The organism is Georgenia daeguensis (assembly GCF_039537705.1).
Lineage (GTDB): Bacteria > Actinomycetota > Actinomycetes > Actinomycetales > Actinomycetaceae > Georgenia > Georgenia daeguensis.
Window position 1 is genome coordinate 24,683 of sequence record NZ_BAABBA010000009.1, and the last position, 25,295, is coordinate 49,977.

Annotated in this window: 24 protein-coding genes; 16 read left to right on the forward strand and 8 right to left on the reverse strand. The window is 73.3% G+C overall.

Annotation, left to right across the window (positions count from 1 at the left end; genetic code table 11):
- Nucleotides 1-63: 63 nt before the first annotated feature.
- From ABD774_RS10425 to tsaD, 6 genes are all read left to right on the forward strand, one after another.
- On the forward strand, nt 64-1,578 hold the full coding sequence (locus ABD774_RS10425; RefSeq protein WP_345040692.1) for an ABC transporter substrate-binding protein: 1,515 nt from the start codon (nt 64-66) through the stop codon (nt 1,576-1,578).
- 97 nt (nt 1,579-1,675) lie between these two features.
- Nucleotides 1,676-2,641: an ABC transporter permease gene (locus ABD774_RS10430; RefSeq protein WP_345040694.1), complete on the forward strand. Its 966-nt coding sequence runs from the start codon at nt 1,676-1,678 to the stop codon at nt 2,639-2,641.
- Nucleotides 2,638-3,510 carry an ABC transporter permease gene (locus ABD774_RS10435; protein ID WP_345040697.1) on the forward strand — a complete coding sequence of 291 codons (873 nt, stop codon included), beginning with the start codon at nt 2,638-2,640 and terminating at the stop codon, nt 3,508-3,510. Before ABD774_RS10430 ends, ABD774_RS10435 begins: the two co-directional genes overlap by 4 nt.
- The gene (locus ABD774_RS10440) at nt 3,507-4,388 is read left to right on the forward strand and encodes an ABC transporter ATP-binding protein (RefSeq protein ID WP_345040699.1); all 882 of its coding nucleotides are present in this window, start codon (nt 3,507-3,509) and stop codon (nt 4,386-4,388) included. The genes ABD774_RS10435 and ABD774_RS10440 overlap by 4 nt, the downstream gene beginning before the upstream one ends.
- Nucleotides 4,385-5,161 (forward strand): ABC transporter ATP-binding protein, encoded by a 777-nt coding sequence (locus ABD774_RS10445; protein ID WP_345040702.1) that lies wholly within the window; start codon nt 4,385-4,387, stop codon nt 5,159-5,161. The genes ABD774_RS10440 and ABD774_RS10445 overlap by 4 nt, the downstream gene beginning before the upstream one ends.
- Nucleotides 5,162-5,183: 22 nt before the next feature.
- Nucleotides 5,184-6,227: a tRNA (adenosine(37)-N6)-threonylcarbamoyltransferase complex transferase subunit TsaD gene (tsaD, locus tag ABD774_RS10450; RefSeq protein ID WP_345040704.1), complete on the forward strand. Its 1,044-nt coding sequence runs from the start codon at nt 5,184-5,186 to the stop codon at nt 6,225-6,227.
- 123 nt (nt 6,228-6,350) lie between these two features.
- Here tsaD and ABD774_RS10455 read toward each other — a convergent pair whose 3' ends face one another.
- Together ABD774_RS10455 and ABD774_RS10460 are read right to left on the reverse strand one after the other, a co-directional pair.
- Nucleotides 6,351-6,908, reverse strand: a complete 558-nt coding sequence (locus ABD774_RS10455) for an HAAS signaling domain-containing protein (protein WP_345040706.1) — start codon at nt 6,906-6,908, stop codon at nt 6,351-6,353.
- Nucleotides 6,905-7,282: a PadR family transcriptional regulator gene (locus tag ABD774_RS10460; protein ID WP_345040709.1), complete on the reverse strand. Its 378-nt coding sequence runs from the start codon at nt 7,280-7,282 to the stop codon at nt 6,905-6,907. The genes ABD774_RS10455 and ABD774_RS10460 overlap by 4 nt, the downstream gene beginning before the upstream one ends.
- A gap of 210 nt (nt 7,283-7,492) precedes the next feature.
- Between ABD774_RS10460 and ABD774_RS10465 the strand changes: the two genes are divergently transcribed.
- Nucleotides 7,493-8,866, forward strand: a complete 1,374-nt coding sequence (locus ABD774_RS10465) for an MBL fold metallo-hydrolase (protein ID WP_345040711.1) — start codon at nt 7,493-7,495, stop codon at nt 8,864-8,866.
- A gap of 137 nt (nt 8,867-9,003) precedes the next feature.
- Here ABD774_RS10465 and ABD774_RS10470 read toward each other — a convergent pair whose 3' ends face one another.
- Complete coding sequence (locus tag ABD774_RS10470; RefSeq protein WP_345040713.1) at nt 9,004-10,134, reverse strand: glutamate--cysteine ligase; 1,131 nt, start codon at nt 10,132-10,134, stop codon at nt 9,004-9,006.
- Nucleotides 10,135-10,358: 224 nt separating this feature from the next.
- Here ABD774_RS10470 and ABD774_RS10475 point away from each other — a divergent pair, with 224 nt between their 5' ends.
- On the forward strand, nt 10,359-11,414 hold the full coding sequence (locus ABD774_RS10475) for a zinc-dependent alcohol dehydrogenase family protein (RefSeq protein WP_345040716.1): 1,056 nt from the start codon (nt 10,359-10,361) through the stop codon (nt 11,412-11,414).
- Between the two features lie 129 nt (nt 11,415-11,543).
- Here ABD774_RS10475 and ABD774_RS10480 read toward each other — a convergent pair whose 3' ends face one another.
- Entirely contained in the window at nt 11,544-12,764 is a 1,221-nt protein-coding gene (locus ABD774_RS10480) for a THUMP-like domain-containing protein (RefSeq protein ID WP_345040718.1), read from the reverse strand.
- 214 nt (nt 12,765-12,978) lie between these two features.
- Here ABD774_RS10480 and groES point away from each other — a divergent pair, with 214 nt between their 5' ends.
- The gene (gene groES, locus ABD774_RS10485; RefSeq protein ID WP_248256637.1) at nt 12,979-13,275 is read left to right on the forward strand and encodes a co-chaperone GroES; all 297 of its coding nucleotides are present in this window, start codon (nt 12,979-12,981) and stop codon (nt 13,273-13,275) included.
- A gap of 92 nt (nt 13,276-13,367) precedes the next feature.
- Here the strand turns inward: groES and ABD774_RS10490 are convergent, their stop codons facing one another.
- Entirely contained in the window at nt 13,368-13,658 is a 291-nt protein-coding gene (locus tag ABD774_RS10490; protein ID WP_248256638.1) for a WhiB family transcriptional regulator, read from the reverse strand.
- Between the two features lie 190 nt (nt 13,659-13,848).
- Here ABD774_RS10490 and ABD774_RS10495 point away from each other — a divergent pair, with 190 nt between their 5' ends.
- Nucleotides 13,849-14,883: a MerR family transcriptional regulator gene (locus ABD774_RS10495; RefSeq protein ID WP_345040721.1), complete on the forward strand. Its 1,035-nt coding sequence runs from the start codon at nt 13,849-13,851 to the stop codon at nt 14,881-14,883.
- 125 nt (nt 14,884-15,008) lie between these two features.
- Complete coding sequence (guaB, locus tag ABD774_RS10500; protein ID WP_345040724.1) at nt 15,009-16,526, forward strand: IMP dehydrogenase; 1,518 nt, start codon at nt 15,009-15,011, stop codon at nt 16,524-16,526.
- Between the two features lie 134 nt (nt 16,527-16,660).
- Here the strand turns inward: guaB and ABD774_RS10505 are convergent, their stop codons facing one another.
- Nucleotides 16,661-17,392 carry an exonuclease domain-containing protein gene (locus ABD774_RS10505; protein ID WP_345040726.1) on the reverse strand — a complete coding sequence of 244 codons (732 nt, stop codon included), beginning with the start codon at nt 17,390-17,392 and terminating at the stop codon, nt 16,661-16,663.
- Nucleotides 17,393-17,537: 145 nt separating this feature from the next.
- Between ABD774_RS10505 and ABD774_RS10510 the strand changes: the two genes are divergently transcribed.
- From ABD774_RS10510 to ABD774_RS10530, 5 genes are all read left to right on the forward strand, one after another.
- The gene (locus tag ABD774_RS10510) at nt 17,538-18,227 is read left to right on the forward strand and encodes an NUDIX hydrolase (RefSeq protein ID WP_345040728.1); all 690 of its coding nucleotides are present in this window, start codon (nt 17,538-17,540) and stop codon (nt 18,225-18,227) included.
- A gap of 68 nt (nt 18,228-18,295) precedes the next feature.
- Complete coding sequence (locus tag ABD774_RS10515; protein ID WP_345040731.1) at nt 18,296-19,420, forward strand: GuaB3 family IMP dehydrogenase-related protein; 1,125 nt, start codon at nt 18,296-18,298, stop codon at nt 19,418-19,420.
- A complete protein-coding gene (locus tag ABD774_RS10520) occupies nt 19,421-19,939 on the forward strand; it encodes a GNAT family acetyltransferase (RefSeq protein WP_345040733.1) in 519 nt (172 codons plus the stop codon).
- A 109-nt stretch (nt 19,940-20,048) separates the two neighbouring features.
- Nucleotides 20,049-20,315 (forward strand): HPr family phosphocarrier protein, encoded by a 267-nt coding sequence (locus ABD774_RS10525; RefSeq protein ID WP_345040736.1) that lies wholly within the window; start codon nt 20,049-20,051, stop codon nt 20,313-20,315.
- A gap of 70 nt (nt 20,316-20,385) precedes the next feature.
- Nucleotides 20,386-21,804, forward strand: coding sequence for a class II fumarate hydratase (locus ABD774_RS10530; RefSeq protein ID WP_345040739.1), 1,419 nt, complete (start codon nt 20,386-20,388; stop codon nt 21,802-21,804).
- 95 nt (nt 21,805-21,899) lie between these two features.
- On the opposite strand, the gene ABD774_RS10535 is transcribed toward ABD774_RS10530, so the two are convergent.
- A complete protein-coding gene (locus ABD774_RS10535; protein ID WP_345040741.1) occupies nt 21,900-23,087 on the reverse strand; it encodes an acetate/propionate family kinase in 1,188 nt (395 codons plus the stop codon).
- The gene (pta, locus tag ABD774_RS10540) at nt 23,084-25,264 is read right to left on the reverse strand and encodes a phosphate acetyltransferase (protein ID WP_345040744.1); all 2,181 of its coding nucleotides are present in this window, start codon (nt 25,262-25,264) and stop codon (nt 23,084-23,086) included. Before pta ends, ABD774_RS10535 begins: the two co-directional genes overlap by 4 nt.
- Nucleotides 25,265-25,295: the final 31 nt, after the last annotated feature.

The following is a 25,295-nucleotide window of genomic DNA, read 5'->3' on the forward strand; positions in this document are numbered from 1 at the left end:
CCGCCGCCCGGGTTAGTTTTGGGGGTCGGCGGGAGGTCCGCCGCCTGAGAGAAAGTTCCGCCCATGAGAAGACCCCGCTCCCTGACGGCTGCCGCCGCCCTGTTCGCCGCGATGTCTCTGGTGGCCGCGTGCGGCTCCTCGGGCGAGAGCGGAGACACCTCGACCGGCGAGGCGTCGACGGACGCCGTCATCCGGGTCGGCTCCATCTACGAGCCGCAGAACCTCAGCAACGTCGACGGCGGCGGCCAGGGCGTGACGGAGGCGCTGAACGGCAACGTCTACGAGAGCCTCTTCAGGCTGACGGACGACGGCGAGCTCGAGAACCTCCTCGCCGAGGACTACTCGATCAGCCCCGACGGCCTGACGTACACCGTCACGCTGCGCGAGGGGGTCGCGTTCCACTCGGGCAGGCCGGTGACGTCCGAGGACGTGAAGAGCAGCGTCGAGCGGGTCACGGCTGAGTCCTCCCAGTCCGCACGGAAGTCCTCGTTCGAGCCGCTCGCCTCGATCGAGACGCCGGACGAGCGGACGGTCGTGTTCACGCTCGCGACGCCGTCGATCTCCTTCCCCTACAACCTCTCCTACGTGTGGATCGTCAACACCGAGGCCGGGGACCTCAAGACGGAGGAGGACGGGACCGGGCCCTACACCGTCGGCGACTGGACCCGCGGGTCCAGCCTGACCCTGAACCGGTGGGACGAGTACTGGGGCGAGCCGGCGGCCAACGCCGAGGTGGTGTTCCAGTACTTCACGGACGCCAGCGCCATGGGCAACGCCCTGCTGACCAACGAGGTCGACGTCCTGACCTCGGTCCAGAGCCCCGACGCCCTCGCGCAGTTCGAGGACAACCCCGACTACACGATCGCCGAGGGCACCTCCACCACCAAGGAGCTCCTCGCCTTCAACGACCGCGTCGCGCCCTTCGACGACGTCCAGGTCCGCAAGGCCGTCTACTCGGCCATCGACCGCGAGAAGCTGCTCAGCTCGATCTGGGGCGACTACGGGACCCTCATCGGCTCGATGGTCCCGCCGACCGACCCCTGGTACGAGGACCTCACCGACGTCAACCCCTACGACCCCGCCCTCGCGGAGAAGCTCCTCGCCGAGGCCGGGCACCCGGACGGGTTCTCGTTCACGCTGGACACGCCCACCTACGACCCGCACCCCACCGTGGCCGAGTTCGTGCAGAGCGAGCTGGCCAAGGTCGGCGTGACGGTGGAGATCAACCCGATCTCCGCCGACGAGTGGTACACGAAGGTCTTCCAGGAGCGCGACTTCGAGGCCACCCTCCAGGAGCACGTCAACGACCGCGACGTCGTCTGGTACGGCGACCCTGACTTCTACTGGGGCTACGACAACCCTCAGGTCACCGCGTGGGTGCAGGAGGCCGAGCAGGCCAAGACCCCGGAGGAGCAGACCGAGAAGCTCCTCCAGGTCAACCGGCAGATCGCGGAGGACGCCGCGAGCGCCTGGCTGTACCTCTACCCGCAGATCGTGGTGTCCTCGAGCGACGTCACGGGCTACCCGGTCAACGGCCTGAACTCCCAGTTCTTCGTCTACGACATCACCAAGGGCTGACGCCGGCCGGACTTCCACCGCCCAGGCCCTGACCGCGATGGGGCCCGGCCGGCAGGCAGGACCGGCCGGGCACCTACGAGAGAGGAGAACGACCGCCGTGGCACGGTACGTCGCACGACGGACGCTGTTCCTGGTCCTGTCGCTCGCCGTCGCGATGGTGGTGATCTTCGCGCTGCTGCGGCTGCTGCCCGGCGACCCGGCGAACGCGCTGCTCTCGGTCAACGCGACCCCCGAGCAGATCGCGGCGGCCCGGGAGCAGGTGGGCGCGGACGAGCCCGTGCTCACCCAGCTCACCACCTGGCTCGGGCAGGTGCTGGCCGGCGACCTGGGCACCTCGTTCGTCAGCGGGCGCGAGGTGCTGCCGGACGTCGTCGACCGTCTCGGGGTGACGATCCCGCTGACGCTGATCGCGTTCGTCCTCGCCGCCGCGCTGGCGAGCCTGGTCGGATTCGTCGCGGCGTACCGGGCGGACCGGTGGTACGGCGTCGTCCTCTCCGGGCTGTCGCAGCTCGGCATCGCGGTCCCCGTCTTCTGGGTCGGCATGGTGCTGGTGTGGATCTTCGCGCTCGACCTCGGCCTGCTGCCCTCCGGCGGGTACCCGCGCGAGGGGTGGGCGGAGCCCGGGGAGACGCTGCGGTACCTGACCCTGCCGGTGGCCACCATCGTGACCGTCATGACGGCGTCGCTCGCCCGCTACGTCCGCTCCGCCACCCAGGACGTGCTCGGCAGCGACTACCTGCGCACCGCCCGCTCCCTGGGGAGCAGCCTCCCGCACGCGTTCTGGCGCCACGGCCTGCGCAACGCCTCCGTGCCCGTGATCGCGATCCTCGGCGTGGAGCTGGCCACGACCCTGCTCGGTGCCGTCGTCGTCGAGAGCGTGTTCTCCCTGCCGGGCCTGGGCAGCATGCTCGTGCGGGCCATCGCCCAGCACGACTACCCGAGCATCCAGGGCGTCCTGCTCGTCACCACCTTCCTCGTGCTGGTGATCGGCTTCGCGGCCGACCTGCTCCAGCGCGTCGTCGACCCGCGGCTGCGGCGCCGGACCTCGGGGACGGCGGCATGACGACGACGCCCGGCCTCGAGCCCGTCGACGTCCCCGCGGCGCCGCGCGCCCGCCGTCGCCGACCCTCGCCCACCCTGGTGGTCGGGGTCGTGCTCCTCGCCGTCGTGGCCGCCGTGGCGGCGCTGTCCCTGGTGTGGCTGCCCTACGACCTCTCCGACACCTCCGGCGGACGCCTGGAGCCCCCCGGTCCCGACCACTGGCTGGGCACCGACACGCTCGGGCGCGACCTGTTCAGCCAGACCATGGTCGGTACCCGCATCGCGCTGACCGTGGGGCTGGGCGCGACGGCGGTGGCCGTCGTCGTCGGGGTGGTCGTCGGCATCCTCGCCGCCCTGACCCCGCCGTGGCTCGACGACACCGTCGCCTCGGCCCTGGACATCCTCATCGCCTTCCCCACGCTGCTGCTCGCCATGCTCATCGTGGCGGCGCAGGGCTCGAGCCTGTGGACCGTCCTGCTGGCCATCGGCCTCGGCGCCTCCGCGATCGCGGCCCGGTTCACCCGCATCCTGAGCCGGCGGGTCCTCGGCCAGCAGTACGTCACCGCCGCCCGCACGTCAGGCACCGGGGTGCTCGGGCTCGTCACCCGGCACGTGCTGCCGAACATCTGGCCGAGCCTGGTGGTCAACGTCGCGGTCCTGTTCGGCGTGGCCGTGCTGGCCGAGGCCAGCCTGTCCTACCTCGGCCTGGGCGTGCCCCCGCCCAACGCCTCCCTCGGCCGGCTGCTGCAGGAGGCGCAGGGCACCGTCGTGACCGCGCCGTGGGCCGCCGTCGCGCCCGGCCTCGTCATCGTGGCCATGGTGCTCGGCGCGAACTTCCTCGCCGACGGGCTCCGCGACCGGTTCGACCCCACCCGGGGGAGGAGCCGGTGACCCGCGACTTCTCGGGCGGCCCCGGTGTCCCGGCCGGTCCCGGTGCCCCTGTGCTCGCCGTGGACGGGCTCACCGTGGTCACGCGCGCCGGCCGCCGCGTCGTGGACGACGTCTCCTTCTCCGTCCGTGCCGGGGAGCGCCTCGGCATCATCGGGGAGTCCGGCTCCGGCAAGTCCCTCACCGCGCTCGCCGTCGCCGGCCTCCTCGCGCCCGGGCTCGCCGCCGAGGGCTCCGTGCGGCTCTCGGGCACGGAGGTGATCGGCGCGCCCGAGGCGACCCTGAACCGGGTGCGCGGATCGGCCGTGTCCCTCGTCTTCCAGGAGCCGTTGAGCGCCCTCGACCCGCTCATGCGCGTCGGGCGGCAGATCGCCGGGCCGCTGCGGCGCCACCGTGGCCTGCGCGGGGCCGCGCTCCAGGACGCCGTGCTGGGGCTGATGCGGGAGGTCGCGCTGCCGGAGCCGGACCGGCTCGCGCGGTCGTTCCCGCACGAGATGTCGGGCGGCCAGCGCCAGCGCGTCGCGATCGCGATGGCGCTGGCGTGCGACCCGGCCGTGCTGATCGCCGACGAGCCCACGACGGCCCTGGACGTCACCGTCCAGGCCGAGATCCTCGAGCTCCTCCTGCGCGTGGTGCGCGAGCACCGCACCGCGCTCGTCTTCGTCTCGCACGACATGGCGGTGGTCTCCGAGGTGGCGGAGCGGGTGCTGGTGATGCGGACGGGAACCGTGGTCGAGGAGGGCGCCGTGGGCGACGTGATCGCCGCCCCGCGGCACCCCTACACGCGGAGCCTGGTCGACAGCGCCCGGGCGCTCGACGCCGCGCTGGGCGGGCCGCCCCCGGCCGCGGGGCAGGACGTGACGGCGGTGGAACGGCGATGACCCCGCTGCTCGGTCTCGACGCCGTGGACTACCGCTACCGCGGGGCCACGACGAACGCCCTCGACGGCGTGACGCTCGCCGTGGAGCCGGGCGTCAGCCTCGGCGTCGTGGGGGAGTCCGGCTCGGGGAAGTCCACCGCGCTCTCCCTGCTGCTGGGGCTGGCCCGGCCGACGTCGGGCCGCGTCCTCCTGGACGGCGCGCCCCTCGACCTCTCGGACCGGCGACGCCGCCGCGACTTCCGCCGGCGGGTGCAGGTGGTCTTCCAGGACCCCTACTCCTCGCTCGACCCCCGGCAGCGGGTGGACCGGATCGTGGCCGAGCCGCTGGTGTCGCTGCGGCTGAGGCGCGGCCGGGAGTCGCTCCGGGAGGCGGTCACGGCGGCCCTCGCGTCCGTGGACCTCGACGCGGACGTCGCGCGCCGCTACCCGCACGAGTTCTCGGGCGGTCAGCGCCAGCGGATCGCCATCGCCCGCGCCCTCGTCACCGGGCCGTCGGTCCTGCTCGCCGACGAGCCGGTCAGCGCGCTGGACCTGACCACCCGCCTGGGCGTCATCGCCCTGCTCGACCGGCTCAAGCGCGAGCGGGGCCTGACCGTGGTCATGGTCTCCCACGACGTCAGCGCCGTCGCGGCGCTGTGCGAGCGCACCGTCGTCCTCAAGGACGGCCGGGTGGTCGAGCAGGGGACCACCCGAGACATCCTGGACTCCCCCCGGGAGCCCTACACCCAGCGGCTCATCGCCGCCGTCCCGAGGGTCTCGGCCGGACCCGCCTGAGGGAAACGACTACCCTGGTCCGGTGAGCGAACCCCTCATCCTCGGCATCGAGACCTCCTGCGACGAGACCGGCTTCGCCGTCGTGCGCGGGCGTGAGCTGCTCGCCGACGTCACGGCCTCCTCCATGGACGAGCACGCCCGCTACGGCGGCATCGTCCCGGAGGTCGCGTCGCGCGCCCACCTCGAGGCCTTCGTGCCCACCCTGGACGCCGCGCTCGCCGCCGCCGACGTCGACCTCGGTCAGCTCGACGCCATCGCCGTGACCGCGGGGCCCGGCCTGGTCGGCTCGCTCACCGTCGGGGTGGCGGGGGCAAAGGCGCTGGCGCTGGCGAGCGGCAAGCCCCTGTACGGCGTCAACCACGTGATCGGCCACGCCGCCGTGGACGAGCTGGTGCACGGGAAGTTCCCGGACCGGTTCGTGGCTCTGGTCGTCTCCGGAGGCCACACCTCCCTGCTGCTCGTGGACGACATCGCCACCGGGGTCACCGAGCTCGGGCAGACCCTCGACGACGCGGCGGGGGAGGCGTTCGACAAGGTCGGGCGCCTGCTGGGCCTGCCCTACCCCGGCGGCCCGCACGTCGACCGGCTGTCCCGGGAGGGCGACCGCGACGCGATCCGCTTCCCGCGTGGCCTCACCTCCGGCAAGGACAAGGCGCGCCACCCCTACGACTTCTCCTTCTCCGGCCTCAAGACCGCGGTCGCCCGCTACGTAGAGGCCTTCCAGGACCGCGGCGAGGAGGTCCCGGCGGCCGACGTCGCGGCGGGCTTCTCCGAGGCGGTCGCCGACGTGCTGGTCACCAAGGCGCTTCTCGCGTGCGAGCGCAGCGAGTGCGACACCCTGGTGATCGGCGGCGGGTTCTCCGCGAACTCCCGCCTGCGCGAGCTCGCCGCGGAACGGGCGGCCGCGCACGGGGTCACGGTGCGGATCCCGCCGATCCGCTACTGCACCGACAACGGTGCGATGATCGCCGCGCTCGGGTCCGCGCTGGTGCGGTCGGGGGCCGCCCCCTCGCCGCTCGACCTGCCCACGGACTCGGGCATGCCGCTGGAGCTCGTGCGCGTCTGAGTCCGGTTGCGGCCGCGCCCGCAGGTCTGGCCCGGCTGCAGGTCTGGCCCGGCTGCAGGTCTGGCCCGGCTGCAGGCCTGGCCCGGCTGCAAGCCTGCCGCGGCGGCCGCGGCCGCGCGGTGCTCAGGCCTCGACGGCCCGGCGGCGCAGCGCCGGCGCGGCCCGCCAGGCGCGCGCGGCCACCAGGAACACCACCAGCGTGACGAGGAGCGTCCAGGGGAAGCCCTCCCGCCATCCGAGGGAGCTCTCGCCCGGTGAGTTGACCACCGTGAGCTCGGCCCACAGCAGCCGCGCGGTGACGCCCTCGGGCCCGGCCGCAGGGGCCACCTGCCAGAGGGCGGAGGCGAACACCGCCGTGGCGGCCAGGCACAGCAGCAGCCAGGCGGCGGCCGCCGCCGCGCCCAGGCCCCAGCGGGGCCGCCCGGCGTCGAGGAGCCCGCTGTACTCGGCGGCGAGGCGCCGGGCCGGGCCGAGGGAGGTGACCGCCTCCCGCATCGAGGTGTCCGCGGCGGCGGCGTCGAGCTCGCCCCGCAGCTGCGCGACGAGGGCCCGGCGCTCCGCCGAGGGGTAGTCGTCGTCCAGCCACAGCACGAGCGAGAGCAGGTACCGCTCGCGGCGGAGCCGGTCGCGCAGCCCCGGGCGCGGGACGGCGGTGGCGGTGGGGGAGTCGGTGGATGTCACGGGCGTGCCTCCTGAACGGGTCGGGCCCGGCGTGGGCCGGGAGTCATGACGACGGCGACGACGTCGCCCAGCTGCTGCCAGCCGCGCCGCTGGACCGCGAGGTGCTCCAGGCCGGCGTCGGTGGGCGTGTAGTACTTGCGGGCCGGCCCGGACTGCGAGGCCACGAGGTAGGAGGCCAGGTGGCCGTCACGCTCGAGGCGGGTGAGCACCGGGTACACCGAGCCGGTCGCGACGTCGGTCAGACCGGCGTCCCGCAGCCGCGTGACCAGCTCGTAGCCGTAGGAGTCCTGCTCGCGCAGCAGCGCGAGCACGAGCATCGGCAGGACGCCCTTGAGGAGCTGGGGGTCCCGGGGGGCTGGGGTGCGTGCGGCCACGGAGGAAGGCTATGACAGGTATTCGGTAAGAACAAGTAGTGAGCGTGACCGAGTTCCTGCGAGAGCGCCGGCGGCCCAGGCGTCAGGGGGGGGCGCCGCGGAGGCGTGCGCCGGGCCGGGGGCAGTGGCAGTCTTGCCTCAGCCGCCTCGTCGACGGCACGGGTCCGCGGCCCGCACCGGGGTCGTGGCCCGCTCGGAAAGGACCGGGCGATGACCGTCACCATCATCCCCGTCGAGACCCCGTCGCTGGGGGACCGCAGCTACCTCGTCCATGACGGCCGGGTGGCGTTCGTGGTGGACGCCCAGCGCGACATCGACCGCATCCTCGCCGTGGCGGAGCGGGCGGGTGTGTCGATCACCCACGTCCTCGAGACGCACATCCACAACGACTACGTCACCGGGGGCCACGCGCTCGCCCGGCGGACGGGGGCGCAGTACCTCGTCAACGCGGACGACGAGGTCTCCTTCGAGCGCACACCGGTCAGCGACGGCGACGTCGTGGAGGTCAGCCCTGGCCTGCACCTGCGCGTCCTCGCCACGCCGGGGCACACGTTCACCCATCTGTCCTACGTCCTGCAGGGGGACTCCCCGGCGGTGTTCTCCGGCGGGTCGCTGCTCTTCGGTGCCACCGGGCGGCCGGACCTGCTCGGTGCCACCAGCACGCACGAGCTTGCCCGCCACCAGTACCGCAGCGTCCGACGGCTGGCCGACCACCTGCCCGACGACGCCCGCCTGCTGCCGACCCACGGGTTCGGCGGCTTCTGCGCCACCACGGCGACCGGCGCCGAGATCACCGCGTCCACGATCGGCCGGGAGCGCCAGGTCAACCCGGTCCTGTCGCAGGACGAGGAGGACTACGTGGCGGACGTGCTCGCCGGCCTGGACGCCTACCCGGCCTACTACGCGCACATGGCTTCCCTGAACGCCGCCGGTCCTGACGAGCCGGACCTGAGTCCCCCCGCGCAGGCCGACGCCGCCGAGCTGCGCCGCCGACTGGAGGCGGGCGAGTGGCTCGTCGACCTGCGGCACCGGACGGTGTTCGCGGCCGGGCACGTGCCCGGCACCTACAACGTCGCGCTCGACGTCAGGTTCGCCTCCTACCTCGGCTGGCTGCTCCCGTGGGGGACGCCGGTCACGCTGCTCGGTGATTCCGAGGCGCAGGTGGCCGAGGCGCAACGTGAGATGGTCCGGATCGGGATCGACCGGCCCGCCGCCGGGACCAGCGGACGGCCCGAGTGGTGGACCGAGGGCCCGCTCGCCACCACGCCGCGGGCCAGCTTCGCCGACCTCGAGCGGGTCCGGCACCACCGTCCGGTGGTGGTGCTCGACGTCCGGCGCGACAGGGAGTGGGACCAGGCGCACGTCGACGGCGCCGTCCACGTCCCGCTGCACGCCCTGCTCGCCCGGCGCGACGACATCCCCGCGGGCGAGGTGTGGGTGCACTGCGCGAGCGGCTACCGGGCCAGCGTCGCGGCCTCGATCCTCGCCGCCCACGGGCGGCGGACGGTCCTGATCGACGACTCCTTCCAGCGCTCGGCCCGCACCTGCGGTCTGCCGCTCGCGGGCCGGGACGCGGCGGCCTGATCCGGCGCCCGTCCGAGTCGCCACGGCTCCGACGGCACCACGGCTCCGACGTCGGCGCGAGCCAGGACGAACGTCGCAAGCCCCTGACGGGCGAACATCAGAGCGGGAGAGCGTGCGTCGGAGAGTGCGAGCGCGGGTCAGAGCGGGCGGCCGGCCCGCATCTCGGCGACCAGCGAGGCGACGACGGCGTCCAGGTCGCCCCGCTCGGCGACGCGCAGCTGGCGCTGGTAGGAGGCGCCGTCGTCGAGGATGCGGCGGACCAGGGCGAGGTCCTCCGTGCAGCCGAGCCGCTCCGCCACGGGCTCGAGCTCGACGAGCATCGCCGCGACGGTGTCCGTGACGAGCTCCTCCTCGCCCGAGCCGTCGCGGATGAGGATGGCGTCCATGCCGTAGCGGGCCGAGCGCCACTTGTTCTCCGCCACGTACCAGCGCGGCGCGGTGGGCAGCTCCTCGCCGTCGTCGAGCATCGTGGAGTAGTGCTCGACGAGGCAGTGCGTCAGGGCGGAGGTGGCGCGCAGTTCCTCGAGGTTGGTCGCGGCGTCGCAGACCCGGACCTCGATGGTGCCGAGCCGGGGCGAGGGCCGGATGTCCCAGCGCAGCTCGGAGAAGGTGTCGATGACGCCGGTGCGAGTCATGTCCTCCACGTAGCTCTCGAGGTCCTCCCACCGGTCGAACTGGTAGGGGACGCCGGCCGTGGGCAGCTGCTGGAACATCATCGCGCGGTTGGAGGCGTACCCGGTGTCCTCACCGCCCCAGAACGGGGACGAGGCCGCCAGGGACTGCAGGTGCGCGAAGCGGGTGAGCAGCGCCTGCATGATCGGGAGCACCTTCGAGCGGTCCTCGATGCCGACGTGCACGTGCACCCCGTACAGCAGCATCTGCCGACCCCACCAGCGGGTGCGGTCGATGAGGGTGGCGTAGCGCTCCTTGTTCGTCACGCGCTGGAACGCGGGCCGCGCGAACGGGTGCGAGCCGGCGCTGGCGAGCTCGATGCGCAGCGGGTCCGTGACGGCGCGCAGGTCCTCGACGGCGCGCTGGAGGTCCGCGGCGGCCTCGCCGACCGTGCGGCACACCCCCGAGACCACCTCGACGGTGTTGACGAGCAGCTCGGGGTGGACGTTCGGGTGGGGCTCGCCGCCCGGCCCGGCGAGACCGGCCAGCACCGTCTCGGCGGCCTGGCGCAGATCGCCGGAGTCGGCGTCGAGCAGCTGCAGCTCCCACTCGATGCCGACCGACGAGCGCCCGGACGGGGCGAAGTCAAGGTTCACGGGACCAGTCTGCCGGTCCTGGTGACCCGCTGCGTCACAGGGGCGCGGGCCCGGTGCGTCACCGGGTCATGCGTCCGGTGCGTCACCGGGTGCCGTGCCCGAGGGCCGAGCCGCCACGCCGGGGACCCAGGTCCCTGGCGCGTCGCCGCGTCGTCGGCGACCGTGGAGGCAGCGCGCTGCGCCGCCGGCCCGAGCGGGCCGGGACCGACGACAAGGAGGTTGTCATGAGGGCACTCGTCTATCACGGCCCCGGGAAGAAGTCCTGGGACGAGGTTCCGGACCCGAAGATCGTGGACCCCACGGACGTCATCGTGAAGGTCGACACCACCACCATCTGCGGCACCGACCTGCACATCCTCAAGGGCGACGTCCCCGCGGTGACCGAGGGGCGCATCCTCGGGCACGAGGGCGTCGGCACGGTCACCGAGGTCGGCGACGCCGTCTCCACCGTCGCGGTGGGGGACCGCGTCATCATCTCGTGCATCAGCGCCTGCGGATCCTGCTCGTACTGCCACCAGGGCCTGTACGCCCACTGTCTCGCCGACGAGGGCGCGTCCGGGATCGGCTGGATCTTCGGCCACCTCATCGACGGCACTCAGGCCGAGTACGTCCGCGTCCCCTTCGCCGACAACTCTGTCTACAAGGTCCCCGAGGGCGTCAGCGACGAGGCTGCCGTCATGCTCTCCGACATCCTCCCCACCGGCTTCGAGATCGGGGTGCGCTACGGCCGGGTGGAACCGGGCGACGTCGTCGCCGTCATCGGCGCGGGCCCGGTGGGCCTGGCCGCCATGATGACCGCCGGCCTCTATGGGGCGGCCCGCGTCATCGCCGTCGACCTCGACGACAACCGGCTGGAGCAGGCCAAGAGCTTCGGCGCCACGGACAGCGTCAACAGCGGCGACGCCGACTGGGTCGAGAAGGTCATGGCCATGACCGACGGCCTCGGGGTCGACGTCGCCATCGAGGCGGTGGGCATCCCGGTGACGTTCGAGGCGTGCACGAAGATCGTGCGCCCGGGCGGGTCCATCGCCAACGTCGGGGTCCACGGCAAGCCGGTGCAGCTGCCGCTCGACGAGATGTGGATCAAGGACATCGCGATCACGATGGGCCTGGTGAGCACCTCGACCACGTCGATGCTGCTCAAGCTCGTCGCCCAGCACAAGCTCGCTGCGGAGAACTTCGCGACGCACCGGTTCACCTTCGACCAGGTGCTCGACGCCTACGACACCTTCTCCAAGGCCGCCGAGACCAAGGCGCTGAAGGTCGTGATCTCCGGCTGACGGAAGGACGCGGCCGGTCAGGACCAGGCTGCCGATCTGGTCGTGGAGGACGACCAGATCGGCAACCTCGTTGCCTGGTGCGTGCCGCGCGCGGCGGCCGGGCCCGGCGAGGTGCCGCGGACCCGGCCCTCAGACGCGCTCGACGACGACGACGCTCTGGCGGCCCGCGAGCCGGGTGAGCACGATCGTCGCGCGCCCGGCGCCCTTGAGGGAGAGCTGGCGGCGCAGCTGCTCCGGCTCGACGGCGGTGCCGCGCTTCTTGATCTCGACGGTCCCGACGTCGCGCTCGCGCAGGTAGGCGCGCAGGCGCTTGAGGCTGAAGACGAAGTGGTCGCGCACGCGGAAGGCGGTGGCGAACGGCGTGGCGGTGAGGGTGTCGCCCGTCAGGTAGGCGATGTCCTCGCTGACCACGCCGGCGTCGAGGTCCCCGGCGAGGCGGGCCACCAGCCCGGCCCGGATGACGGCGCCGTCGGGCTCGTAGAGGTAGTCGCCGAGCTCGCGGACCCCGGCCGCGCGGGCGGGCGCGTCCGGCGCCCCGGCCGGCGTGCCCCGCACCTCCCGGGCCTCGGCGAGGACGTGCGCCTCGTCGCCGGCGAGCACGAGGGCGGAGCGCCCGGGCCCCTCCGGCGCCAGCGCGCCGAACCAGAGGCCGGCCTCGACGACGTCCCCGTCCACGCTCACCCACTGGGCGTGCGCGTCGGCCGGCAGGAAGGAGTACGGGATCCCCGGCGCCACCTTCATGCCCAGCTCGGGCACCCGGGCGCGCAGGGCGAGCACCTGGTCCAGGGGTGGCGCGTAGGCGGCCGGGTCGAAGATGCGCCGCCCGCCGCGCGTCCGCCGCGCCGGGTCGGCGAAGACGCCGTCGACGCCCTCGGCGGCGAGGTCGAGCGCCATGGCGTCGCCGTGCCGGACGGTGGCGGTGGGGAAGAAGCGCAGGTTGACGGTGGCCAAGGCCGCCGTCGCCTCGTCCGCCTCGACGGCGAGGACCGGGACGCCGAGCGCGGACAGGGCCATCGCGTCACCGCCCAGGCCGCAGCCGAGGTCGGCGACGAGGGTGGCTCCGGCGTCGGCGTAGCGGCGCGCGTGGTGCGCGGCGACGCTGAGCCGGGTGGCCTGCTCCAGCCCCGCGGGGGTGAAGAGCATGCCCGAGGCGAAGTCCCCGAACTTGCCGACGGCGCGGGCACGCAGGCGCGACTGCGTCAGTGCGGCGGCCACGAGGTCCGGGTCGGTGCCCCGCTCGCGCAGGCCGGTGGAGATCCGCAGCGCGGTCTCTTCCGAGTACGGCGGCAGCCCGGAGAGCAGGGCCCACCCCTCGGGTGCGAGCAGCTTGGTCAGCGCGCGTTCGTCCACCGCTCGATCCTGCCAGTGATCCCGCGGCGCCACGCATTGGCACTCGCCTTGACCGAGTGCTAACTCCCGCCTAGATTTGTGCGAGGCGCGACCCCTCGGGGCCGCGGCTGCGATCACCGGAGACGATGCGTCCGACCCCCGCGACGGCGGGCGTGGCGGCGAAGGTGACGCGCACCCTTAACCGTCCAACTCTCATGCGAAGGGGAGGTCCGCAGTGTCGGTCTCCATCAAGCCGCTCGAGGACCGTATCGTCGTTCAGACCCTCGAGGCCGAGCAGACCACGGCTTCTGGTCTCGTCATCCCGGACACCGCCAAGGAGAAGCCCCAGGAGGGCACCGTCCTGGCGATCGGTCCGGGCCGTGTCGACGACAACGGCAACCGCGTCCCGCTGGACGTCGCCGTCGGCGACGTCGTCATCTACAGCAAGTACGGCGGTACCGAGGTGAAGTACGCCGGCGAGGAGTACCTCATCCTCTCCGCGCGCGACGTCCTCGCGGTCGTCCAGAAGTGATCAGCCTCTAGCTGACGCACGAAGCCCCGGTCTCCTTCGAGACCGGGGCTTCGTCGTGGCTGAGCCGAGGCGAGCTGCGCCGAGCCGAGCTGCTAGGACGCGCGCCGCACCGGACGGGCGAGGATCGCCTGGCGCTCGTCCTCGCTGAGGCCGCCCCACACGCCGTAGGGCTCCCGCACCGCCAGGGAGTGCTCGCGGCACTGCTCGATGACCGGGCAGGTGGCGCAGATCGCCTTGGCCGCCTCGTCGCGACGCCGGCGCGTGCCACCACGCTCACCCTCGGGGTGGAAGAAGAGATTCGGGTCGGCCTCGCGGCACGCACCCTGGTACTGCCACTCCCACAGGTCCATCACGGGCCCGGGAAGCCTCGAGAGCTCAGCCATGTCGCCTGTCCTTCCGTCGATGAAGCGTTTCGTCGAAACCGTTGCCGTGAACAACGCTGTGAACAACCTAGCAACCGATGCACAACTTGTTCAAGACCCTGTCGCAACTGATTCATGACGGCGTGAGCGTCGCCGACGGCGTGCCGAAGTGGCAGGAGTTGCTCGACCGCGCCAAGATCGATTCATGAGGATGGAGCGCAGAACCGGTCCGTCCGCGCACGACGGCGGCGCGGAGCCCGGTGAGCGCGGCGGCTCCGGGAGGGTCCGGAGCGAGACGGGCGGCGGAGCCCGCCCCGCGCGTGCGTCCCGCGGGCAGGGGGCCGGGGCGCCGTTGACCGTGGCGGCGGTGGCGAGCCGTCTCGGCGTTGCCGCGTCCACCCTGCGCACCTGGGACCGGCGGTACGGGCTCGGGCCGTCGGCCCACGAGGCGGGAGCCCACCGGCGCTACTCGCCGGAGGACGTCGCCCGGCTCGAGCGGATGCGCCAGCTGACGCTGCAGGGCGTCGCGCCCGCGGACGCCGCGCGAGCGGCCGCGGCGTACGACCCCGCCGACCCCTCCGCCGCGCTCCCGCCCGAGGGCTCGGCCGCCGGCCCCAAGCCGCCGGAGCGTCACGAGCACCTCCTCGTGGACCCGCTCTCCCTCGCGGCGGCCGCCGTCGAGCCCGACCTGCCCCGGGTGCAGCGCATGTTCGACCAGGAGGTGGGGGAGAAGGGCATCCTGCGGGCCTGGACCACCCTCGCGAGGCCGGCGCTGTCGATGCTGGGGCAGCGCGACCGGTCGGACCGGCCGGGGGCCGACCCCGAGTCCGTCCTCGTCGGTGCCGTGCTCGCGGCCGTGCGCGGCGTCGTCGCCGCCGCCGACACCTCGGGCGACTCGCAGGGCAGCACGGTCCTGCTGTGCGCGGGGGAGGAGCGCCGGGTGCGGGCCCACGTCATCGGCGGCGGACTGGCCGAGCGTGGCGTCAAGGCCCGCGTGCTGCGCGCGGAGCAGGTGCGCGGCGCCGAGCAGGTGCTGCGGGCGGTCGACGAGCGCCACGCGCGCGTGCTCGCCGTCGTGGGCAGCCCCGAGGGCACCGAGGAGCTGGTCCGAAGCGTGTCCGAGCGGGGCGACGTCGAGGTCTTCCTCCTTGGCTCCGACGCACCCGAGCTGTGGCTGCCCAACGTGCACCGGGTCCGGACCCCGATGGCCGCGGTCGAGGAGATCGTCGCCGTCATGCACGGCTGACCCGGCGCGGGCGTGGCCCTGGCGTGGCGCGGCCGCGACGTGGCGGGGTGAGCGCGAGTGTGGGACGTGCCACGGACGGGGAGACGCCCCTGCCCCTGGCTCCCGCACGCACGTAGGATCACCGCGTGACCGAGACGAACGCCCCCGCCGACCCGTTCTCGCTCGTGGGTCTCACCTACGACGACGTCCTCCTCCTGCCCGGTGCCACCGACGTGATCCCCTCCGAGGTGGACACCACCACCCGGCTCACCCGCGAGATCTCGATGCGCACCCCGCTCATCTCCGCGGCCATGGACACCGTCACCGAGGCGCGCATGGCCATCGCCATGGCCCGCCAGGGAGGCCTCGGGATCCTGCACCGCAACCTCTCGATCGAGGACCAGGCCCAGCAGGTCACCGTGGTCAAGCGCTCGGAGTCCGGCATGGTCACCGACCCGGTCACCATCGGGCCGGACGCCACCCTCGCGGAGCTGGACGCCCTGTGCGGGCAGTACCGCGTCTCCGGCCTCCCCGTGGTCGACGACGACAACGTGCTCCTCGGCATCATCACCAACCGCGACCTGCGGTTCGTCCCGGGCGGCGAGTTCGGCACCCGCCGGGTGCGCGAGTCCATGACCCCGATGCCGCTGGTCACCGGACCGGTGGGCATCAGCTCGGACGACGCCGCCGCCCTGCTGGCCAAGCACAAGATCGAGAAGCTGCCGCTCGTCGACGACGCGGGCCGGCTCAGCGGGCTCATCACGGTCAAGGACTTCGTCAAGTCGGAGCAGTACCCGCACGCCACCAAGGACGCCGAGGGCCGGCTCATGGTCGGCGCCGCCATCGGCTACTGGGGCGACGCCTGGGATCGGGCCACGGCGCTCGCCGAGGCCGGGGCCGACGTCCTGGTGGCGGACACCGCCAACGGCGAGGCCCGCCTGCTGCTCGAGATGATCGCGCGGATGAAGAAGGACAAGGCGTTCGCGGGGGTCCAGATCATCGGCGGGAACGTCGCCACGCGCGAGGGCGCCCAGGCGCTCGTGGACGCCGGGGCCGACGCCGTGAAGGTCGGCGTGGGGCCCGGCTCGATCTGCACCACCCGCGTGGTCGCCGGCGTCGGCGTCCCCCAGGTGACCGCGGTGCACCTCGCCGCCCAGGCGTGCAAGCCCGCCGGCGTCCCGCTCATCGCCGACGGCGGCCTGCAGTACTCCGGCGACATCGCCAAGGCCCTGGTGGCCGGCGCGGACTCCGTGATGCTCGGCTCGCTCCTCGCGGGCTGCGAGGAGTCCCCGGGCGAGCTCGTCTTCGTCAACGGCAAGCAGTACAAGCACTACCGCGGCATGGGTTCGCTCGGCGCCATGGCGTCCCGCGGGCGCGTGTCCTACTCCAAGGACCGCTACTTCCAGGCCGACGTCGACACCGACGACAAGATCGTCCCCGAGGGCATCGAGGGGCAGGTTCCCTACCGCGGGCCCCTGTCCGCCGTGGCCTACCAGCTCACCGGCGGGCTCCACCAGTCGATGTTCTACGTGGGTGCGCGCACGATCCCCGAGCTGCAGCAGCGCGGCAAGTTCGTGCGCATCACCCCGGCCGGGCTCAAGGAGTCGCACCCGCACGACGTCCAGATGACGTCCGAGGCCCCGAACTACTCCGCCCGCCGCTGACGGAACGGCGCCGGTCCGGCCGGACCTGCGGCCCGCCGCCTGGTCAGGCGCCTCCGGCCAGCCGCCTGGTCAGGCGCCTCCGGCCAGCCGCCTGGTCAGGCGCCTCCGGCCCGCCGCCTCCGGCCCGTCGCCGGTCAGGCGCCGGTGACCACGGGCGCCGCGGCCAGCGGCTGGGGCCAGCCCGGGTCCACGCCGGGCCCGGTCAGCCCCTGCCCGAGGCGCCAGGCGTTGAACTGCTCCGCCCACTCGCGGTAGCGGCCGACCTGCCAGCCGTGGAGGTCCTCGAGCGTGCGCTGCCCGATGCGCGGGAACCGTGCGGCGATCCGCGACAGCACGTCCAGCGTGGCGACGACGTCCACCTCGGCCGTGTGCAGGCTCCCCTGCTCGGGCACCTCGTAGTGGACGCACAGGTCGACCAGCTTGCGCTGGCCCTCCCGCTCGGGGTCGAGCCCGCGGTCCAGCACCAGCGGGTCCACCACGGGCAGGCAGCTCCGGCCCAGCCGGTCGGCCAGGCGCGGCAGGCCGTACCGGGTGAGCTCGTTGTCGAGGATCGCCAGGTCGAACGCCGCGTTGTAGGCGACCACCGGAACTCCCTCGAGCTGCGCCTCGACGATGAGCGACGCCATCTCCTCGAGCGCGACCGACGGCGCCGTCCCCTCGGCCCGGGCGCGCTCGGTGCTGATTCCGTGGATGGAGCTGGCCGCCTCCGGGATCTCGACGCCCGGGTCGAGGAGCCAGGTCCGCACCCGCGTCGAGTCACCGTCGCGGTGCACCAGGGCCGCCGAGACGATGCGGTCCGAGACGACGTCAACCCCGGTGGTCTCGGTGTCGAAACCGAGGAACGGGCCGTTGCACCAGCTGCTCATGAGGCCTCCTTCACTGCTCAGCACTGTGCCAGCGCCCACCCACATCCCCGGGGAACCGGACCGGCGCGCCCGGCGGATCGGTCCCGTCGTGTGGTCGAATGCGTCAGACGGCGGACCCGGTGACGGGATCGCGGAAGGGACGGACGTGGACGAGAAGCAGGACCCCTGGGCCGTGCGCCGCGCCTCGCTGCTGGAGCTCGCCCGGAGCGCCGCCGAGGGCGGCGCGCCCCTGCGCGGCGTGAACGCCTACGACGCCGAGGCGGCCCGCGACTTCCGCCCCTCGGCGGTCCTGCTGCTGTTCACCCCGCCGCGGCGCGGCACGGAGCCCGACCTCTTCCTCGTGCAGCGCTCCCGGGAGCTGCGCCACCACCCCGGGGAGATCGCGCTGCCCGGCGGGCGGCTCGAGCCGGGGGAGGATGCCGTCGCGGCCGCGCTGCGCGAGACCCACGAGGAGATCGGCCTGCACCCGGCCCACGTGGACGTCCTGGGTGAGCTGCCCGCGATCATGGTCCCGGTCACCCGGTACGTGGTGACCCCGGTGCTGGGGTGGACCGACCACGCCGAGGAGGCCACGCACGTCGAGCCAGGCGAGGTGCTCCACACCATCCGCGTCTCGGTCGCGACCCTCACCGACCCGGAACGACGCCGGACCGTCCGGATCTTCGGGCGGCGCACGCACGGGTTCCTGCTGCCGGACGGCCTCGTCTGGGGGATGACCGCCAACCTCCTCGACCACGTGCTGGCCGAGCTCGGCTGGGCGCAGGAGTGGGACGCCAGCCGCGAGGTCGTGATGCGCCGCGACGCCGACGGCCGGGTCTGGGTACCGGACCTGTGACGGGGCGCCGGCCCGCCGGGACGTGACCCGCCGGGGCGTCGCCCGGCCGGTCCCGGTAGCCTGCAACGGTGACCAACGAGATCGAGATCGGCCGCGGCAAGCGCGCCCGCCGCGCCTACAGCTTCGACGACGTCGCCGTCGTCCCCTCCCGCCGCACCCGTGACCCCGAGGACGTCTCGGTGAGCTGGCAGATCGACGCCTACCACGTCGACCTGCCGGTCCTGGCCGCCCCGATGGACTCCGTCATGAGCCCGGCGACCGCGATCGAGCTGGGGCGCCTGGGCGGCATCGGGGTGCTCGACCTCGAGGGCCTGTGGACACGCTACGAGGACCCGGAGCCGGTGCTCTCCGAGATCGTCGGGCTCGCGGACGGGGACGCGACGCGGCGGATGCAGGAGATCTACGCCGAGCCGATCAAGCCCGAGCTCATCACCCAGCGGCTGCGGCAGATCCGCGACTCCGGCGTCACGGTCGCCGGGAGCCTCAGCCCGCAGCGCACGCAGGAGCACTGGCGCACCGTCGTCGAGGCCGGCGTGGACCTGTTCGTCATCCGCGGGACGACGGTCTCTGCGGAGCACGTCTCCTCGCGGGCCGAGCCGCTGAACCTCAAGCGGTTCATCTACGAGCTCGACGTGCCCGTCATCGTCGGGGGCGCCGCCACCTACACCGCCGCGCTGCACCTCATGCGCACCGGCGCCGCCGGCGTGCTCGTCGGGTTCGGCGGGGGCGCCGCCCACACCACCCGCCGCTCCCTCGGCATCCACGCGCCCATGGCCTCCGCCGTCGCCGACGTGGCCGCCGCCCGTCGCGACTACCTCGACGAGTCCGGGGGTCGCTACGTCCACGTCATCGCCGACGGCGGCGTGGGCCGCTCCGGCGACCTCGTCAAGGCCGTGGCCTGCGGCGCGGACGCCGTCATGCTCGGCGCGGCGCTCGCCCGCGCCTCCGACGCTCCCGGCCGGGGCTGGCACTGGGGGCCCGAGGCGCACCACCCCGAGCTGCCGCGCGGGGAGCGCGTGCGGGTGGGGACCGTGGGCACGCTCGCGGAGATCCTCCACGGCCCCTCGAGCTCCGCGGACGGCACCCTCAACCTCATCGGCGCCCTGCGGCGCACGATGGCCACCACCGGCTACTCCGACGTCAAGGAGTTCCAGCGGGTGGAGGTCGTCGTCTCGCCCTACAACCCGTTCTGAGTGGCGACCGACAGCGCCGGCCGCGTCACGCCCGGGGGTGCGGCGCCCGGCCACGGTCCCGCGGGTGAGGGTCCGGAGGCCGGCGCCGGTCCCACGCACGACGGCCGGACACTGCGATTTGGTGAGATCGAGGACTCCGACGTCGAGCGCGTCGTCGCCCTGTGGGACGCGTGCGGGCTGACGCGGCCCTGGAACGACCCGCGCCTGGACATCGCCCAGGCACGGACCGGCGCGACCTCGACCGTGCTCGTCGCCCGTCGCGGCCAGGATGTGGTCGCCACCGTCATGACCGGGGTCGACGGGCACCGCGGGTGGGTCTACTACCTTGCCGTCGCGCCCGCCGAGCAGGGGCACGGGATCGGCGCTGCCATGCTCGAGCGTGGTGAGCGGTGGCTGGCCGCGGCCGGGGCGCGGAAGGTCCAGCTCATGGTGCGCGACGGCAACCCCGCGGCGGAGTTCTACGAGGCCCGCGGGTACGAGGTGCAACGCGTCGCCGTGCTGGGTCGCTGGCTAGCCTGACCCGCACGCCAGAGCCCGGCGATTTCGGAGCTGCACGGATGGCTCGATACGCTCGACAGCACCAGGTGGTGGCACAGATGCCCCACCGTTCGTCCCGAAAGGACCAGCCATGGCCCAGCGCAGCGCCGTCGTCGCCTCCAAGGTCGGGCTCCACGCCCGGCCCGCCGCCGTCTTCGTCAAGGCGGTCGCCGCGAGCGGGGTGCCCGTCACGATCGCCAAGGAGGGGGCGGAGCCGGTCGACGCCGCCAGCATCCTCGGCGTGATGACCCTCGGTGCGGAGCACGGCGACGAGGTGGTCCTGACGGCCGAGGGCGACGACGCCGAGCGCGTCCTGGACGAGCTGGCCGAGCTGCTCTCGCGGGACCTCGACGCCTGAGAGATGCGAGAAGATGGCAGGGCCGGCGCACGGCCGCGCCGGTAACGCGAACGAGAGGCATGGATCAGCAGTGAGCCAGCAGCAGCCCGGCACCGCGGAGGACTTCCGCATCGAGCACGACACGATGGGCGAGGTGCGCGTCCCGCGCGACGCCCTCTACTCCGCGCAGACGCAGCGTGCCGTGGAGAACTTCCCGATCTCCGGGCGCGGTCTCTCCTCTCACCACATCGCCGCGCTCGGGCAGGTCAAGCGCGCCGCCGCGATCGCCAACGCCGAGCTCGGCGTGCTGGAGAAGGACGTCGCTGACGCCATCGTCGGCGCCGCCGAGGAGGTCATCGCGGGCAGGCACGACGCGCAGTTCCCGATCGACGTCTTCCAGACCGGCTCGGGCACGTCGTCGAACATGAACACCAACGAGGTGGTCGCGAACCTCGCCTCCACCCGGCTGGGGCGCCCCGTCCACCCCAACGACCACGTCAACGCGTCGCAGTCCTCCAACGACGTCTTCCCGTCCTCGATCCACATCGCGGCGGTCCAGGCGGTCGTCGAGGAGCTGATCCCGGGCCTCGAGGTGCTGGCCACCTCGCTCGAGCGCAAGGCCGAGCAATGGAAGGACGTCGTCAAGTCCGGGCGCACGCACCTCATGGACGCCACGCCGATCACCCTCGGCCAGGAGTTCTCCGGGTACGCCACCCAGATCCGCTACGGGATCGACCGCGTGAACGCCACCCTGCCGCGGCTCGCCGAGCTGCCGCTGGGCGGCACCGCCGTCGGCACCGGCATCAACACCCCGGTCGGGTTCTCCCAGCGGGTCATCGAGCTGATCGCCGAGCACACCGGCCTGCCGCTGGTGGAGGCGCGCAACCACTTCGAGGCCCAGGCCGCCCAGGACTCCCTCGTGGAGACCTCCGGCGCGCTGCGCACCATCGCCGTCTCGCTGACCAAGATTGCCAACGACCTGCGCTGGATGGGCTCCGGCCCGCGCACCGGCATCGGCGAGCTGCAGCTGCCCGACCTCCAGCCCGGCTCCTCGATCATGCCCGGCAAGGTCAACCCGGTCGTCCCCGAGGCCACGGTCATGGTCGCCGCCCAGGTCATCGGGAACGACGCTGCGATCGCCTTCGCCGGCGCGCAGGGCAACTTCGACCTGCTCGTCATGCTGCCGGTCATGGCCCGCAACCTGCTCGAGTCGATCACGCTGGTGGGCAACGTCTCGCGCGTGCTCGCCACCAAGACGGTCGACGGGCTGGTCGCCGACGAGGAGCGTTGCCTGGAGCTCGCGGAGTCCTCGCCGTCCATCGTCACCCCCCTGAACCGCATCATCGGCTACGAGGCGGCGGCGAAGATCGCCAAGCACTCGGTCGCCAAGGGCATCACGGTGCGGGCCGCCGTCGAGGACCTCGGCTACGTCGAGCGCGGGGAGGTCACCCCCGAGCAGCTCGACGCCGCCCTCGACGTGCGGTCGATGACGGCGCCGAAGCAGGCCTGAGCCGCCCCGCCGCCGCCTGAGAGGCGGCCGGCCGAAGCGCCCCGACGACGACGGCGCCCCTCTCGTGAGAGGGGCGCCGTCGTCGTGCCGGAGGGTCAGAGCAGGGAGACCGCCTGGCGGGCGATGGCGAGCTCCTCGTTGGTCGGGACGACCAGCACGGCCACGCGGGCGCCGTCGGGCGAGATGAAGCGCGACTCCTTGCTGCGGGCCTCGTTGCGCCCGGCGTCGATCTCCACGCCGAGAAACTCCAGCCCCGCCACGGCGCTCGCCCGGACCTCGGGGTCGTTCTCGCCGACGCCCGCGGTGAAGCTCAGCACGTCGATCCCGCCCATGACGGCGGCATAGGCGCCGATGTACTTGCGCAGCCGGTGCGCGTAGACCTCCAGCGCCAGCGCGGCGGCGGCGTCCCCGTCCCCGGCGAGACGGTGGATCTCGCGCATGTCGTTGTACCCCGCCAGCCCCTTCAGGCCGGACCGCTTGTTGAGCAGGTCGTCGATCTCGTCGATGCTCATGCCGGCGTTGCGCGCGAGGTGGAAGACGACCGCCGGGTCGATGTCGCCGGTCCGGGTGCCCATGACCAGCCCCTCCAGAGGCGTCAGGCCCATCGAGGTGTCGACCGCCCGCCCGCCGTAGACGGCGGAGGCGGAGGCGCCGTTTCCCAGGTGCAGCACCACCTGGCGCAGCTCGGCGGAGGGGCGGCCCACCATCGAGGCGGCCTTCAGCGCGACGTACTGGTGAGAGGTTCCGTGCGCGCCGTAGCGGCGCACGTTGTACTGCTCGGCCACCTCGCGGTCGAGCGCGTAGGTCGCCGCGGCCTCGGGCAGGTTCCGGAAGAACGCGGTGTCGAAGACGGCGACGTGCGGGACGTCCGGCAGCAGCTCGCGCGCCACCCGGATGCCGGTGAGGTTCGGCGGGTTGTGCAGCGGCGCGAGGGGGGAGAGGCGGTCGATGAGGCCGACCACCTCGTCGTCGATCAGCACCGGGCCGTCGTAGTACTTCCCGCCCTGCACGACCCGGTGGCCGACGGCCACGACGTTGGCGTCCCCGAGCGCCGGTCCGACCTTCTCGAAGAGGTCCAGCACCGTGCGCATGCCGTCGGCGTGGTCGGGAACCGGGTCGTTCTGCTCGGTCACCCGCCCGTCGGTGCGGTGCTCGACGTGCCCCGCCGGCTCGCCGATCCGCTCGACCAGGCCGGAGGCGAGCGAGCTGCCGGAGGCCGGGTCGATCAGCTGGTACTTGATCGACGACGAGCCGGAGTTGATGACGAGGACGGTCGAGCTCATGCGTTGTTCTCCTTGAGGTTGGCGGCGACGGCGGCCTGCGCGGTCTTGCCCTCGGCGGGGCGCCCGGCGGTGCCGGTGGTCGTGCCGGGGGCCGGCGCGCCGCCGGACGCCGCGGCGGCGTCCGCCTCGGCCTGGACGGCGGTGATCGCGACGGTGTTGACGATGTCCTGCACCAGCGCGCCGCGCGAGAGGTCGTTGACCGGCTTGTTCAGGCCCTGCAGCACCGGGCCGATCGCGATCGCGCCGGCCGAGCGCTGGACGGCCTTGTAGGTGTTGTTGCCGGTGTTGAGGTCGGGGAAGATAAAGACCGTCGCCCGGCCGGCGACGTCGGACTCTGGCAGCTTGGTCGCGGCCACCGAGGCGTCCACGGCGGCGTCGTACTGGATGGGCCCCTCGACGAACAGGTCGGGGCGCCGCTCGCGCACCAGGGCGGTCGCGGTGCGCACCTTGTCCACCTCGGCCCCCGAGCCGGACTGGCCGGTGGAGTAGGACAGCATGGCGACGCGCGGCTCGATCCCGAACTGCACCGCGGTCTCCGCGGAGGAGATCGCGATGTCGGCGAGCTGCTCCGCCGTCGGGTCGGGGTTGACCGCGCAGTCCCCGTAGACGAGCACGCGGTCCTCGAGGCACATGAGGAAGACCGAGGAGACGATCGACGTGCCCGGCCGGGTCCGGATGATCTCGAACGAGGGCCGGATGGTGTGCGCGGTGGTGTGGTTCGCCCCCGAGACCATCCCGTCGGCGGTGCCCGTGTGGACCATCATCGTGCCGAAGTAGGAGACGTCCCGGATGATCTCCCGGGCGCGGTCCACCGTCATTCCCTTGTGGGCCCGCAGCCGGGTGTACTCCTGGGCGAAGGGCTCGAGGAGCTCCGACGTGGCGGGGTCGACGACGGCGGCCCCCTCGATGTTCAGGCCCAGCTCGGCGGCGCGGGCCCGCACCTGCGGCTCGCTGCCCAGCAGGGTCAGGTCCGCCACGTTGCGCGAGAGCAGGGTGGACGCCGCACGCAGGATGCGGTCGTCGTCGCCCTCGGGCAGGACGATGTGCTTGCGGGCGGCGCGGGCCCGCTCGAGCAGGCGGGACTCGAACATCAGCGGCGTGACGACGGCGCTGGGCGGGACGTCCAGAAGGTGCAGGACCTGCTCGGGGTCGACGTGCTGCTCGAACAGCCCCAGGGCGATGTCGCGCTTGCGCTGCGTCCCGCGGGAGACCACGCCCCGCGTGGAGGCCACGATGGAGGCGGACTCGTAGGTGTCGTGCGGGGTGGCGATCACCGGAAGGCGCTGGCCGAGGCCCTCGACCATCTTCACCACCTGGTCCGACGGCTTGTAGCCGCCGTTGAGGACGATGCCGGCGAGGGAGGGGAAGTTGTCCGAGGCGTGCGCCGCCACGAGGGTGATGAGGACCTCGGGCCGGTCGCTGGCCGCCACGCACAGCTGGCCCTCGCGCAGCCGCTCGAGGATGTGCTCGGTGTTCATGCCGGAGACGAGCATGTGCTCGGCCTCGCGGTCCAGGAGCGACTCGTCGCCGAGCACGAGCTCGCCGCCGAGCGCCGTCATCAGGTCGCGCACCACGGGGGCGGAGAGCAGCGGGACCTCGGGCAGCGCCCAGGCAGGCAGCCCCTCGCGCGCGAGCCGCTCGCGCACGGCGTCGAGCTGGTCCGGGTCGCACCGGTTGGCGAGCACCCCGACCGTGGTGGCGTGCTCCTGGGCGATCTCGGCGATGGCGAGCTCGGCGACCTGGGCCACCTCGTCGGCGCTGCGCCCGAGCGCGGAGACCACGAGGAGGACGGGCGCGCCGAGGTTGGCGGCCACGCGGGCGTTGAACGCCAGCTCGGCGGGGGTCGCGACGTCGGTGTAGTCGGAGCCGACGACGATGACGACCTCGTTGTCCCGCTCGACCGGCCGGTACGCCTCGACGATCCGGCTCAGCGCCTCCTCCTGGTTGGCGTGGACCTCGTCGTAGGTGACGCCGAGGGCGTCCTCGTAGCCGACGGCGACGCCGCCGTGCCCGAGCAGGAGCTCCACGACGGTGTCCCGCTCGCTGCGGCTGCGGGTGACGGGGCGGAAGACGCCCACCTTCTCCACGCGCCTGGCGAAGAGGTCGACGAGCCCCAGCCCGACGGCCGACTTCCCGGTGTGCCCCTCGGCGGAGGCGATGTAGATGCTGCGGGCCACGCGCTGGGTCCCTCTCTCCTCGTGCGCCGGC

Coding starts and splice junctions, on each gene's coding strand:
- ABD774_RS10495 (WP_345040721.1), top strand. CDS start 13,849: ATGGAGCGCAGAACCGGTCCGTCCGCGCACGACGGCGGCGCGGAGCCC.
- ABD774_RS10505 (WP_345040726.1), bottom strand. CDS start 17,392: ATGAGCAGCTGGTGCAACGGCCCGTTCCTCGGTTTCGACACCGAGACC.
- ABD774_RS10465 (WP_345040711.1), top strand. CDS start 7,493: ATGACCGTCACCATCATCCCCGTCGAGACCCCGTCGCTGGGGGACCGC.
- ABD774_RS10435 (WP_345040697.1), top strand. CDS start 2,638: ATGACGACGACGCCCGGCCTCGAGCCCGTCGACGTCCCCGCGGCGCCG.
- ABD774_RS10425 (WP_345040692.1), top strand. CDS start 64: ATGAGAAGACCCCGCTCCCTGACGGCTGCCGCCGCCCTGTTCGCCGCG.
- ABD774_RS10490 (WP_248256638.1), bottom strand. CDS start 13,658: ATGGCTGAGCTCTCGAGGCTTCCCGGGCCCGTGATGGACCTGTGGGAG.
- ABD774_RS10475 (WP_345040716.1), top strand. CDS start 10,359: ATGAGGGCACTCGTCTATCACGGCCCCGGGAAGAAGTCCTGGGACGAG.
- ABD774_RS10445 (WP_345040702.1), top strand. CDS start 4,385: ATGACCCCGCTGCTCGGTCTCGACGCCGTGGACTACCGCTACCGCGGG.
- ABD774_RS10535 (WP_345040741.1), bottom strand. CDS start 23,087: ATGAGCTCGACCGTCCTCGTCATCAACTCCGGCTCGTCGTCGATCAAG.
- ABD774_RS10525 (WP_345040736.1), top strand. CDS start 20,049: ATGGCCCAGCGCAGCGCCGTCGTCGCCTCCAAGGTCGGGCTCCACGCC.